Consider the following 12,365-nt stretch of genomic DNA (forward strand, 5'->3'; position numbering starts at 1 on the left):
ACCACTCCTTCTGAAAACGGGAGGAGCGCCCCCCGTTTCTTTACCTCTAAGCCCTGATGTTCCGGAAAACAGGCTCACGCCTGTCACCGGTAAATGACCAACATCGCGATTACTGGTTGCTGGCCTGCATAGCCTCGATCTGCATCTTGATCTGTTTTTCGGCATTATCGAGCGCCGCTTTCGGATCCTGTTTTCCGGTCAGGCTCAGCTCCAGCGCGGCATTTGCCGGCCCCCACACTTCGCCCATTTCCGGAATGCCCGGCATCGCCGTGGCGCGTGCGGACTGCACCGCGACCGCACTGGCTTTCTCGTCATTCTTGATCAGCGGATCGTCAATCATCGCTTTCAGGGCTGGGATCTCGCCGGTCGCCACATAGCGCGCCTTCACGTACTGAGGCTGGTTGATAAATTCGATAAACTGCTGGGCCAGCGCTTTGTCTTTGCTCCAGGTCGAAACCACATAGCCTTTAACACCGAGGAACGAGCTCATCGGCTTGCCGTCAGGCAGCGTCGGCAGCGGTGCGACGCCGTAGTTAATCCCCGCGGCTTCATACGGCTGGAAAGCCCACGGACCGTTGATGACCGCCGCGGCTTTCTTCTCGGTGAATAAGGAATCGATGGCGTTCAGCCCGTTATCGCCGAGGATCCCGGCCGGGAAGACTTTTTCGCTGTAGAATTTTTTCAGGAAGGTGACGGCTTCAACCGCGCCAGGTTTATTCAGACCGACGTCCTGCGGATTAAATCCACCCTTGTCGTTTTTACCAAAGATATAGCCGCCCATCGGGCCAATGGCGCCCCAGCTGTAATAGATCTGATCGAACTTCGCCAGCAGGCCATATTTGTTCTGCGCCCGCTGCGCTTTCGAATAGTCAAACCACGCCTGCAGGCTGTCCAGCGGCTTGTCGATCAGGTCTTTGTTGTAAATCAGCACCAGGGTTTCCACCGCTTTCGGCACGCCGTACAACACGTTATCCATCCGGAAGGCGTTAATCGAAGCCGGGGTAAAGACCTCCTGCTTGTCCGCCGCCAGCGTCAGCGGCGACAACAGCCCCTGCACTACCGCGCCACCCAGCTGGTCGTTAGGGATGACCAGAACGTCCGGACCAATACCCGCAGGGCCATCAAGGCGCAGTTTTTCCAGCTGCTGCGCATACGGCATCTCCTGCAGATTGACCTTAACGTCGTACTGTTTTTCAAAATCGCTTACCGCGGCTTTAATGCCGTCGGATTTTTTAATGTCTTCCCAGACGTTCAGTTGTCCGGCGGCCTGAGCCTGCAGGCTGACGAGCTGTCCGGCGGCCAGCGTAGTGAGGATAAGCGCAGCAAGAGTGTTCTTTTTCATTATCAACCTCATGTGAAGGTATAACAATTTATTGGTTTTTATTCGACATTGCCACTTATCAACATTCCTGAATCTGTTCATAAATGGCGGTTTACAGCGACATAATCAGATTTTCATGATTTGTTATACGCTACGCTTTGAGTGCGAACAAAACCACCTAAAGCTACCAGTTGTGTGATCATGATTGCAGAAATGAAACATCGGTGTAGGGCACGAAAATGCTGGAAGTTATAGTCGTCACATGATTTCAGCGCTGTTGAGCATAGTTCAGTCAGATTGTTACACGTAATACAATCACTGCTGCAACCCTACTCCCAACGGCATATAACGATTACTAACCCCGGGGAATGTTGATGTCCAATATACGACTGAGGAATGTCACCAAACGGTTTGGTGACACCGTGACGCTGCACCAGGTCAATCTTGATATCGAAGACGGTGAATTTGCAGTCTTTGTCGGGCCGTCAGGCTGCGGGAAATCGACCCTGCTGCGCATGATCGCCGGGCTCGAAGATGTCAGCGATGGTGAAGTATTGATTGGCGATGAAGTCATGAACGACGTGGTGCCTGCCCATCGCGGTGTGGCAATGGTCTTCCAGTCTTACGCGCTCTACCCGCACATGACCGTGGCTGAAAACATGGGCTATGGCCTGAAGGTCAATAAAGTCCCTAAAGATGAGATCCGTCGTCAGGTCGAAATGGTCGCCAAAACGCTCCAGTTAACTCACCTGCTGGATCGCAAACCCAAGCAGCTCTCAGGCGGCCAGCGTCAGCGTGTGGCGATCGGGCGCGCCATCGTGCGCAACCCACGCGTCTTCATGTTTGATGAGCCGCTCTCTAACCTCGATGCTGAACTGCGCGTCGAAATGCGCCTGCACATTGCCAAACTGCACCATGAACTGAAAACCACGATGGTGTATGTCACTCACGACCAGGTTGAAGCCATGACCCTGGCCGATAAAATCGTGGTAATGAATTACGGGAAAGTCGAGCAGATGGGCTCACCGATGTCGCTGTACTACAACCCGGTCAATAAGTTTGTCGCCGGCTTTATCGGCTCACCCAAGATGAACTTCTTACCCGCCACCGTGACCGCCTGGCAGCCCGGGCAGCTCACCGTACAGATGGCGCAACAGCACAGCCTGACGCTAAACATCACCACCACGCCGTTAACAGCTGGCGATGCGGTGACCCTGGGGATCCGCCCTGAACACCTGTCAACCGACGTGCGCAGCGGCACGGTGGTGGAGTTTCAATGCGAAGTGGTGGAACGTCTGGGGAATAACACCTATCTGTTCGGCCAGTGTTACGGCCATGACAACGTCAAAATTTTGCTGCCCGGCGACGTGCATTTCCGCCCGTGGCAGAAAATCGACGTATCGTTCGACGACCGCTTCTGTATGGTCTTTGATGAAAGCAATCAGCGGATCAGTGCTGATATCACGGCCCCGGATGCGCATTAACAACATCTGGTTGTCATGAACCGCTTTTATACTGATGTCGGATGCTGGTAGCGAAGGCTGCCAATATGCCAGCCACAGCCCTCGTTTTATTCCGTATCGCTCATTGCCTCTAACGCTACGGATCATCCACTGTTTGCCCGATATCATCGTCATACGTGATTCGGGCATTTTTTAAATACAATAAAAATAACGTCTCGTCTGCGAGCTTTCTCAACTATCGGATATACTCAACAAACCCCCCATAATATAAGGATATGCACATGACGACCCGGAATCTGGTGAGTCTGGTTACCGGGGTGTTGATACTTGCCGTCATTGTGCCAATAGCCTTAAGCATCTGGCTGGCGACAAACCAGGCAAAAATGCTGTTTTATACCGAACTGGATAACTACTCTTCGCGGGTCGTGGCGCGTATTCAACAGGTAGCAAATCAGGCAAGAGAAGCGCTGCAGGAAGCTGATACCCAAAGTGCTGTAACCTGCAGTCCACAGCACCTGCTCGCCATGCGCCGCATCGCCTATACCCATCGTTATGTACAGGAAGTCCTGTGGGTAAAGGATTCGATTCCGCAATGCTCTTCTCTTGAAGATCACAGTACGCCTGTCACCTTCCCTGAACCCGATCATATCACCGCCGACGGCTATCGCGCCTGGCTCACCTCGGTGAGCGACATCGGTCTGAAGCACAAGATGACGGCGTTAGGCAGTAAGCATCATATCGTGATGATCGACCCTGCCTCATTTATCGATATCATTCCGCTCGGTCAGGAAAATATTCATGCAATCCTGTTCGGCATTAAATTCAAGCAGATTATTACCAGCAGCGAACCCCTCGATCCGATAGTCTGGGAGCGAATCTGGAAGCTCGACAGCCAGACGCTCACCTTAGACGATACCGTTTATCGCCTTCACCGTATTCCCGAACTGGGGCTGGCTATCGCGACCTGGTCATCCACGCTGCCGCTGCAGGAAAAATTTCGCCATCAGCTGATGTTGTGGCTGCCTCTTGGTCTGTTTATCAGTCTGCTGACCTCATTTTTGCTGCTACGGCTGCTGCGTACCCTGCGCTCACCGCGCTATGGCATGCTGGATGCGCTCCACTCAGACGCAATTCGGGTCCATTACCAGCCCATAGTCTCGCTGAAGGATGGCAAAATCGTTGGGGCCGAAGCGCTGGCCCGCTGGCAACAGCCCGACGGCAGTTTTTTATCGCCGGACATTTTTATTCCTCTTGCCGAACAGACCGGGCTGATCACCCATTTAACGGAAGATATCGTCCGCAAGATTTTTACCGACCTGGGGTCATGGCTGCATAATCAACCGGACCTCCACATCTCAATCAATCTTTCGGTGGATGATTTGCGCTCCCCAAGGCTGCCCAAACTGATGCAGCAGCAGCTTGAACAATGGAAAATTACCCCGGCACAAATCGCCCTTGAGCTGACGGAACGCGGCTTCATCGATCCCGCCACCACTCTGCCGGTGATCGCCCGCTATCGTCAGGTGGGACACAGCGTGTCGATCGATGATTTTGGCACCGGCTATTCCAGCCTGAGCTATCTGCAAAAACTGGATGTCGATACGCTGAAAATTGATAAATCCTTCGTCGACGCCCTCGAGTACAAACCGCTCACGCCGCATATTATCAAGATGGCAAAAGCCCTTAACCTGGTGACCATTGCCGAAGGTGTTGAAACCCAAAGCCAGCGGGACTGGTTGTGCGAGCACGATGTGCTCTATGCGCAGGGCTGGTTGTACAGCCCGGCATTACCGAAAGATGAGTTTATCCAGTGGGCGGAAAATAACCTCAAAATGTGCCGATTCCCCTGAGGTCATTACCTTTCCCGACAGTGGCCTCATATCAAGAGGCCACTTCGCCACGACTGACCGCCGGTTCTGTCTGTACCGGCTGACGGAACCACGGCAGACACAGCTGAATCAGCGGGCCGATCGTTAAGGCATACAGCACGGTTCCGACCCCGAAAGTCCCACCCAGCGCCCAACCAATCACCAGCACCGACACCTCAATCGCCGTGCGGATCCCACGTAAAGACCAGCCGGTACGAGCATGTAAGCCAGTCATCAGCCCATCACGGGGTCCGGGACCAAAACCAGCACCAATATACATTCCGGTCGCCAGGGCATTCATGACGATAGCGCCGACCAGCATCAGGCTGCGCACCACCAGCGAATCCAGCGGCGGTAGAACGGCGAGCGTGGCGTTGGCCGCCAGCCCCAGCACGATGACATTGCTGATGGTCCCGAGCCCCGGCATCTGGCGCAACGGGATCCACAACAGCAGCACCGCGGCGCCGGTCAGAATCATCACCGTGCCAAAATCGAGACCAAGCTGCTTACCGATGCCAAGATGAAACACATCCCACGGGTCAGCGCCGAGATTGGCATGAACAAACAACGCGGTCGACACGCCGTACAGGACCAGACCGACATAAAGCTGCACTAATCGACGTAACATTTTTTACCTCTGGATGATTGCGGACAACCCCATCATCGATAAAAATGGATTGATAATTAATGGCCAGTTTTAGAAAAGTGGATCGCTATGGTTTCTCGTCGCTTTGGTACGCAATCTCTGGTTCGTCTACTGGGCCACTGGCAGGCGCCTTCTGGCCGCACGCCGCTCTGGCGCCAGTTGGCGGAAGCCCTGCGCCTGCTGATCCTCGATGGTCGCCTGACCCTCGAAACGCGCCTGCCCGGCGAACGGGAGCTAGCCAGCGCCCTGAACGTCAGCCGCACCACCGTTGCCAGTGCGCTGGGTCAGCTGCGTGAGGAAGGTTATCTTTACAGCCGTCAGGGTAGCGGTTCGCGCATTGCGCTACCGGAACGTTCGGGCGCAGCAGGAGATGTGGCCTTCCGTCCGTCATCGATAAATCTGGCAACCGCCGCCTTGAGCGCCGGGCCGGAGATCCATCAGGCTTACCAACAGGCATTAACCGTGATGCCACAGTACCTCACGAATACCGGTTACGATCAGCACGGATTACAGGTTTTGCGTGAGGCCATAGCCCGCCGCTACGGCGAGCGAGGGCTTCCCACTCGCAGCGATGAAGTGATGATCGTTAACGGTGCATTGAGCGCTTTTGCGCTGGTTTTACGGCTGCTGACCGGGCCAGGCGACCGGGTTGTGGTCGATGCCCCAACCTATCCCATGGCTATCAGCGCCATTCAGGGTGCTTCCTGTCGGCCGGTCGGCGTCGCTCTGCCGCAGCAAGGCTGGGACTGCGATGGCCTGGCGGCGACCATTGCCCAAACGGCCCCCCGCCTGGCCTGGCTAATGCCAGATTTTCACAATCCCACCGGTCGCTGCATGGACAACGCCACCCGTCAGCGGGTCGCCGATATCGCGGCACAAACGCGCACCACGTTGGTCGTCGACGAGACGATGGTCGATTTGTGGTATAACGCGCCGCCACCCCCGCCGCTAGCGACCTTCAACCCTGATGCACCGGTGATTACCATTGGTTCTGCCGGAAAAAGTTTCTGGGGAGGATTACGTATTGGCTGGATCCGCGCCTCTTCACGAACCATCGCCTCGTTAATGCAGGCCCGTGATTCGCTCGACCTCGGTACGCCGTTGCTTGAGCAACTGGCCTGTAGCTGGTTGCTGGAACATGAGAAAACGTTGCTGCCCGCACGTCGGGAGATGCTCGCCGCACGCCGTGATATGTGCAGCGCGCTGATGACAGAGTTCTTCCCACAGTGGCGCTTTTCATCACCGGAAGGCGGGCTGTCATTTTGGGTAGAATTACCGGGAATGCTGGCGACGCTGTTCTCAGCGAGGGCAGAAAGTCATGGGATTCATATTGGTACCGGCACGCGTTTCGGTCTGGCGGGTGCCTTCGATCGTTATTTGCGTTTGCCTTTCACCCTGGCGGATGAGGAGTTGCGCAGTGCCTTTACGACGCTGCAGCCATTGTGGGCTGGGATTTCACAACAGAATGAAAATTCAAGAATGCGGAAAATAATATAATAAAATATCGACGGGCTGGCATCAGCCCGTCAAAAAGTCATCATCCATGACGCATTTGAGATGTTTTTTATAAATTGCACTTCATCATGTCAGGACTATGTGTCAGCCCGATGACACCGATGAATGAATGTCATTAATGCTGGCGTGGAATAGGAAAACTTTTTAACGAGATAATAAACCCGTCTTCATCTTTTTTAATTTTTGCTCCGGTGTCACACCAGTCGGAGGCAATGCGAAAAAACTCATCACTACCGATATTCCAGTTGAGGCGAACATGCTTAACATACCCCGAACGTAACATGTCGCAGGCTTCGCTATAGTTGCTGGCTGTAGAGAGTTGTTGTTTCATTTTTTCTTCTTCAGAATTTTTCTTAACGCTTTGATTTCTTTAGGGGTTAATGGAGAAGTTTCTTCTTCGGTATGCTGACTATCAATATCTTCTTCCGAAACCCCCGCCTCGTCTGCCGAATCTGCTATTTGGAAAGCCAGCAGCAGCAGTTTCTCCGTTGCAGTACCCAGGTTCTCGTTATTTACTTCCGCGTAATGACGCAGCTTTTCTTTTAACTCTGCATCAATTTTTACGTTTAATACAACTGTGGTCATCGCCATGCTTCCCGTGCAAAAAATTTACAATAATTAATACACGAAGTTAACAAACCGATCCAGACATATATTTCAGACTTGTTACCTGGTAGTAATTAGCACAATTAATTTGCCTGTTATTTGTGTCATAAAAATGACATTAATATTTCAATAACATTGCAGAAATATTACATATAGCTTTAAAGAATAAAAATTAGTGCTGTTTAGAAGTAATAGTTAGCGATAATAGCACAGAAGCAGAGGGGGGATCGGGAAACGGAAAGCGTTGCAGGCCCATGTTCACCGGCATCGTACTGCAAAAAAAGGGGCGTAAACCGTGCGTTGTTGTGGCGTTCGGCTATCGTTGAATGAAAATGAAAAAAACAGCGAGGATCCCCAGAATTGGGTGGGGGCGGGCCCTGCCGGCCAAGACTTCTCGAATAAAAACCCTGCATTTCAATGTACTCAAAAGCATTGAAGCGAATAACTGCTCTCACCAAATTTTTTACTGTTCTTCATGAGCTGAGAGAGCAGCTGAACCCACTAACTGGGCAGCAAAAGTAAGAACCACTTAATTCAAACCTAATAAAAACTAAATTGATGATTTTATTCATTTTTTTTCATTTACCACTCCCCCTTCAGTAGGTACACTTTCCCTGTGGCTTTTCATTACAACATGAGGAAAAAGAGAAAATGGCTATTCCAGCTTACCTATGGCTTAAAGATGACGGTGGCGCGGATATCAAGGGGTCCGTAGACGTCCAAGACCGTGACGGCAGCATTGAGGTCAACGGTTTCTCCCACAGCCTGAACATCCCAACAGACCCAATGACCGGGAAGATCACGGGGACTCGCAAACACTCCGCGCTAATTATCCAAAAGGAATTTGATAGTTCCTCACCTTACCTCTACAAAGCGGTTGCCACAGGTCAAACGCTAAAGTCTGCTGAGTTCAAATGGTACAAGATCAACGATGCTGGGCAGGAAGCGGAATATTTCAACATGCTGCTTGAAGGTGTGAGGATTGTTGGTGTTTCTCCTGTAATGCACGACACCAAAGATGCGAGCAAAGAAAAGCATAACCACCTTGAATGTGTTGAGTTCCGCTATGAGAAGATCACCTGGAAGCACTGCGACGGCAATATTATGTTCACCGATTGCTGGAATGAACGAGCACAAGCATGAGATATCCCACGCTAGCCGCAAACCCTCACCCACCGTATGATATCTCCGCTATCACCCCGCCAGGTGTAAATGTCGTTAATAACATGATGATGGCGCGTTTTCATCGTGGGCCTTCAGCCCTAACCTATGTTTGGTTTTACTATCAGGTAAGGAATCATGGGCCGTGGGACTATAAGCAGCGTGGCAGTAAATACGCAGCCTTTGGTAACTTTAACTATGGTGCGGTTGGAGCAGCAGCGGGTATTCCGGATCAGGTCTTGCTACGTGGTGCAGGCGCAGCGCAAATTCTCGCCGGTACCAGCCGCCCTGAGTTTGCAGATTATCCAGGTCCAGACTCATATGGTGATGATCCCCAAGACCAGACCTGGATCAGAGCAGGGATAGACTATGCGAAACGTTCAGGTTTTTAAGTGGGTTGTGGTGCTGTTGCTTATTGTGGCTTGCTACAGTGCATACAAGGTACTCAACTCACCAATCGACCAGACTGTTTACAAGGTTGAGAAAGTTAACACTAAAGTGTCGCTCTACGTCACTGAGGGTAGCGCGGGTGCGACGACGAAATTTGTGTACCAGTTTTATTTAGTCCCTGCAGAAGTCACAAAAGAGGCTTTCCTGAAAGATATAGGGGATAAATATCAGCCCTTCTTATCAACATCTGATGGAAACACAAAGATTGATATAATTGATAGTGGTATTCATCTGGATGTAAAAGGCGACGTGTACCGCTTCACCAATGGGGTGAGCTACTCAACGACAATCTACCTGAATGCTTCACCATTTTAAGGGCATAGAAGAGATAACACCCCATCAACTTTCAGCACGAAATTGAGAGCCAGATCCTGTGACAGAAAAGTATAAGATATGACATTGATTGGCGTCCTAAGTGATACATCGAAGTTATATCACTGCACTTTCAATGCACAAAACAGAGGATGGACATCATGCGTTTAGCAGAATTGGGTGGGGGCCCTGCCAGCTACATCCCGGCACACACGTCGTCTGCTCTGGCTGCTTCCTTCCGGATCTGACCTGGTAAACAGAGTAGCGTTGCGGGAGAACCAACAGAGCCCCCATTGAGAGCGTTGTTACCCAACGCGCTGGCGCATTATCCCTACTGCACCGGCGAATTGCAAGCTAACGCCGACCGGATGCTGGTTTATTGTGCAACACCCGCTGCATTGCCCGAGCCGGCCAGGTTCTGCCTGGCGCTATCGGGTAGAGATCAAGGTATTGCGAGCGTTATCGCAGTACATTTCCCGGTATGCATCCATACTGACAACATGGAATAACAGGTTTATGAATCAGTATTTTATCTCAATGGTAATGGCATGAGCGAATCACCGCGTTTTACAACGACTCTGGCGATGCCAGAGATTGACGGCGTCACCCTCTCCTTTCAGGGGCTACATTTTCTGCGCCCGGAACTGGTGCTGGATTTTGTCAGCGTGAGCAGCGGCACTCTGCTGGCCATCACCCCGGTTGCGCTGCTCTATTCCACGGTCGGTGTCCTGCAACGCCTGGATTTGCGCAAGCTGCCTATCGAGGTCAGCGGTCGCGTCATTTATCCGATCAGTTCTCAGCAACTTCCTTCCCTACGGGCAAAACTGATCATCAATGGCCAGTCCCGGCGGCTGAAATTTTTTGAAAGCCTGGTTGCCATGACCCCGGATGATAACGTCCACGGCATGCAGATCCTCGGCCTGTCACTCGAATTCACCGTCGCGAAACCGGCATAATGCCCGTCCCTGTACAGCGACTCTGCCAGCGCTTATCCTGACCCTTTCCCGGTGACAGGACCAACAATGGATTCTCTCGATACATTTCCCCGACGGGTCTGGCAGATTGTGGCCTCCATTCCGGAAGGCTACGTCGCGACCTACGGCGATATTGCCCGACTGGCAGGCTCACCGCGCGCCGCGCGTCAGGTGGGCGGCGTGCTCAAACGACTGCCCGAAGGCTCAACGCTTCCCTGGCATCGGGTCGTCAATCGCTACGGCGATATTTCGCTTACCGGCCCGGATTTGCAGCGCCAGCGCCAGGCGCTGCTGGCGGAAGGTGTGCAGGTATCCGGCAGCGGCCATATTGACCTGCAGCACTATCGCTGGGTGTACTGAAGACAAAAAAATGCCCCTGAACAGGGGCGTGTGTAGAGGTTACTGTGCGGTCGTCGTTGAGCCGGTATCGCCTGCAACCGGAACGGCGGTATGCTGCACCGGAACCAGCAGCAGGTCGGCGCGATTCCCTCCCTGAGTCACCACCGTCTGTACGGTATCGGTAATAAACATCAGCTGACCATTCACCGTAATTGCCGAACTCAACAAAATACGCGCATTCGGCTTAATGTCTGCCTGGTTATACGGCAGGACAAAGTTGTACGGTGGCTGTTTGCCTTCGGTTCGTACCGCTTTCTGCGCCAGGATCTGTGCCGGCGCATCGGCCAGAGAAGCATCAGCCAGCGTGACCGTCAGTACCGCATCCGGCGGTAATGCTACTTTTTGCCGGATAGCGATGGTGCCTGAAACATTAGGCTGCTGCTGAGAAGAGCTCAGCGAAGCAATACCATAAGGATCGGGGGCAGCAGCTGCATTGGTCGTCGAGGCGCTGTGATTATTCGCGCAGGCGGTCAGTGTAGCGGCAACAGCTAAAGCACTAAACATATAGGCAAATTTCATTATGTTCTCCTTTTCATCCCTTTATCTACAGGAGTATGTCCGGCCGACTGGCGAGCTGGAACATTTCTATCGTGCATAAGTGTGGCACAGATCTCAGTTATCTTCCTGCAAATGACCCTTTATTCAGATTATTGAACCCATCGGACCACTTGCGATTCCAGGTTATACTTGCCCTCAATACGCGCTGCGCGACGCAGTTATTACTGATTGAGGATAAATATGAGTCAGGCATTAACCAATCTGCTGGCATTGCTGAATCTGGAAAAAATTGAAGAAGGGTTATTCCGAGGGCAGAGCGAAGATCTGGGGTTGCGTCAGGTATTTGGCGGCCAGGTCGTCGGTCAGGCACTGTATGCCGCCAAAGAAACCGTGCCTGCCGATCGCTTGATCCACTCGTTTCATAGCTATTTTCTGCGTCCTGGCGATAGCCAGAAACCAATTATTTATGACGTCGAAGTCCTGCGCGACGGCAATAGCTTCAGCGCTCGCCGGGTGGCGGCAATTCAGAACGGTAAGCCGATTTTCTATATGACCGCCTCTTTCCAGGCGCCAGAGCCGGGCTACGAACACCAGAAATCCATGCCGGCCGCCCCGTCGCCGGAGGGACTGCCGTCCGAAACGGATATCGCACGCAAGCTGGCCCACCTGCTGCCGCCGCAGGCCAAAGATAAGTTTCTCAGCGATAAACCGCTGGAGATCCGCCCGGTAGAGTTTCATAACCCGCTGAAAGGCCATGTGGCAGAACCGACCCGCCAGGTGTGGTTCCGGGCCAACGGCGCGGTGCCGGAAGATATCCGTATCCACCAGTATCTGCTGGGCTACGCTTCAGACTTTAACTTTCTGCCGGTGGCCCTGCAGCCGCACGGTGTCGGGTTCCTTGAACCTGGCATGCAGGTCGCCACGATCGACCACTCCATGTGGTTCCACCGCCCGTTCAACATCAACGAGTGGCTGCTATACAGCGTAGAGAGCACCTCTGCCTCCAGCGCCCGCGGCTTTGTGCGCGGAGAGTTTTATACCCAGGATGGCACCCTGGTAGCCTCAACGGTGCAGGAAGGAGTTATGCGCAATCGTAATGCGTAAGCGTAGCGCATAAAAAAAGCCTCCCGTCGGGAGGCTTTGCTACTACAG

The 12,365-nt window shown here is 52.8% G+C and carries 14 protein-coding genes and 1 other RNA gene; 9 read left to right on the forward strand and 6 right to left on the reverse strand.

Going from position 1 to position 12,365, the window contains the following annotated elements:
- Positions 1–109: 109 nt before the first annotated feature.
- The gene (locus ACMYSP_RS07010; protein WP_434586129.1) at positions 110–1,342 is read right to left on the reverse strand and encodes a maltodextrin ABC transporter substrate-binding protein; all 1,233 of its coding nucleotides are present in this window, start codon (positions 1,340–1,342) and stop codon (positions 110–112) included.
- Between the two features lie 353 nt (positions 1,343–1,695).
- On the opposite strand from ACMYSP_RS07010, the gene ACMYSP_RS07015 reads away from it, so the two are divergent.
- Positions 1,696–2,805: an ABC transporter ATP-binding protein gene (locus tag ACMYSP_RS07015; RefSeq protein WP_434586130.1), complete on the forward strand. Its 1,110-nt coding sequence runs from the start codon at positions 1,696–1,698 to the stop codon at positions 2,803–2,805.
- A 260-nt stretch (positions 2,806–3,065) separates the two neighbouring features.
- Positions 3,066–4,634, forward strand: coding sequence for an EAL domain-containing protein (locus tag ACMYSP_RS07020; RefSeq protein WP_434586131.1), 1,569 nt, complete (start codon positions 3,066–3,068; stop codon positions 4,632–4,634).
- 31 nt (positions 4,635–4,665) lie between these two features.
- On the opposite strand, the gene ACMYSP_RS07025 is transcribed toward ACMYSP_RS07020, so the two are convergent.
- On the reverse strand, positions 4,666–5,280 hold the full coding sequence (locus ACMYSP_RS07025; protein ID WP_434586132.1) for a YczE/YyaS/YitT family protein: 615 nt from the start codon (positions 5,278–5,280) through the stop codon (positions 4,666–4,668).
- 87 nt (positions 5,281–5,367) lie between these two features.
- On the opposite strand from ACMYSP_RS07025, the gene ACMYSP_RS07030 reads away from it, so the two are divergent.
- Positions 5,368–6,795: a PLP-dependent aminotransferase family protein gene (locus ACMYSP_RS07030; RefSeq protein ID WP_434586133.1), complete on the forward strand. Its 1,428-nt coding sequence runs from the start codon at positions 5,368–5,370 to the stop codon at positions 6,793–6,795.
- A 133-nt stretch (positions 6,796–6,928) separates the two neighbouring features.
- Here ACMYSP_RS07030 and ACMYSP_RS07035 read toward each other — a convergent pair whose 3' ends face one another.
- Together ACMYSP_RS07035 and ACMYSP_RS07040 are read right to left on the reverse strand one after the other, a co-directional pair.
- Positions 6,929–7,144: a hypothetical protein gene (locus ACMYSP_RS07035; RefSeq protein WP_123755717.1), complete on the reverse strand. Its 216-nt coding sequence runs from the start codon at positions 7,142–7,144 to the stop codon at positions 6,929–6,931.
- Positions 7,141–7,398 (reverse strand): hypothetical protein, encoded by a 258-nt coding sequence (locus ACMYSP_RS07040; protein ID WP_434586134.1) that lies wholly within the window; start codon positions 7,396–7,398, stop codon positions 7,141–7,143. The genes ACMYSP_RS07035 and ACMYSP_RS07040 overlap by 4 nt, the downstream gene beginning before the upstream one ends.
- 672 nt (positions 7,399–8,070) lie before the next feature.
- On the opposite strand from ACMYSP_RS07040, the gene ACMYSP_RS07045 reads away from it, so the two are divergent.
- Genes ACMYSP_RS07045 through ACMYSP_RS07055 form a run of 3 tightly spaced genes read left to right on the forward strand, consistent with a single transcriptional unit; the run spans position 8,071 to position 9,345 of the window.
- On the forward strand, positions 8,071–8,562 hold the full coding sequence (locus ACMYSP_RS07045) for an Hcp family type VI secretion system effector (protein ID WP_434586135.1): 492 nt from the start codon (positions 8,071–8,073) through the stop codon (positions 8,560–8,562).
- On the forward strand, positions 8,559–8,972 hold the full coding sequence (locus ACMYSP_RS07050; protein ID WP_434586136.1) for a polymorphic toxin type 44 domain-containing protein: 414 nt from the start codon (positions 8,559–8,561) through the stop codon (positions 8,970–8,972). The genes ACMYSP_RS07045 and ACMYSP_RS07050 overlap by 4 nt, the downstream gene beginning before the upstream one ends.
- Positions 8,950–9,345, forward strand: a complete 396-nt coding sequence (locus ACMYSP_RS07055) for a hypothetical protein (protein WP_434586137.1) — start codon at positions 8,950–8,952, stop codon at positions 9,343–9,345. The genes ACMYSP_RS07050 and ACMYSP_RS07055 overlap by 23 nt, the downstream gene beginning before the upstream one ends.
- Positions 9,346–9,529: 184 nt before the next feature.
- On the opposite strand, the gene ffs is transcribed toward ACMYSP_RS07055, so the two are convergent.
- An RNA gene (gene ffs, locus ACMYSP_RS07060) (signal recognition particle sRNA small type) lies at positions 9,530–9,626 on the reverse strand.
- A 264-nt stretch (positions 9,627–9,890) separates the two neighbouring features.
- On the opposite strand from ffs, the gene ACMYSP_RS07065 reads away from it, so the two are divergent.
- Positions 9,891–10,298 carry a dTDP-glucose pyrophosphorylase gene (locus ACMYSP_RS07065; RefSeq protein ID WP_434586139.1) on the forward strand — a complete coding sequence of 136 codons (408 nt, stop codon included), beginning with the start codon at positions 9,891–9,893 and terminating at the stop codon, positions 10,296–10,298.
- A 66-nt stretch (positions 10,299–10,364) separates the two neighbouring features.
- Positions 10,365–10,676 carry an MGMT family protein gene (locus tag ACMYSP_RS07070; protein ID WP_434586140.1) on the forward strand — a complete coding sequence of 104 codons (312 nt, stop codon included), beginning with the start codon at positions 10,365–10,367 and terminating at the stop codon, positions 10,674–10,676.
- A gap of 39 nt (positions 10,677–10,715) precedes the next feature.
- Here ACMYSP_RS07070 and ACMYSP_RS07075 read toward each other — a convergent pair whose 3' ends face one another.
- Positions 10,716–11,234 (reverse strand): YbaY family lipoprotein, encoded by a 519-nt coding sequence (locus ACMYSP_RS07075; protein ID WP_434586141.1) that lies wholly within the window; start codon positions 11,232–11,234, stop codon positions 10,716–10,718.
- 219 nt (positions 11,235–11,453) lie between these two features.
- Here ACMYSP_RS07075 and tesB point away from each other — a divergent pair, with 219 nt between their 5' ends.
- Positions 11,454–12,317: an acyl-CoA thioesterase II gene (gene tesB, locus ACMYSP_RS07080; RefSeq protein WP_434586142.1), complete on the forward strand. Its 864-nt coding sequence runs from the start codon at positions 11,454–11,456 to the stop codon at positions 12,315–12,317.
- Positions 12,318–12,365 lie beyond the last annotated feature (48 nt).

Source organism: Klebsiella sp. R390 (assembly GCF_051131745.1).
In the GTDB taxonomy this organism is placed as follows: Bacteria; Pseudomonadota; Gammaproteobacteria; order Enterobacterales; family Enterobacteriaceae; genus Klebsiella.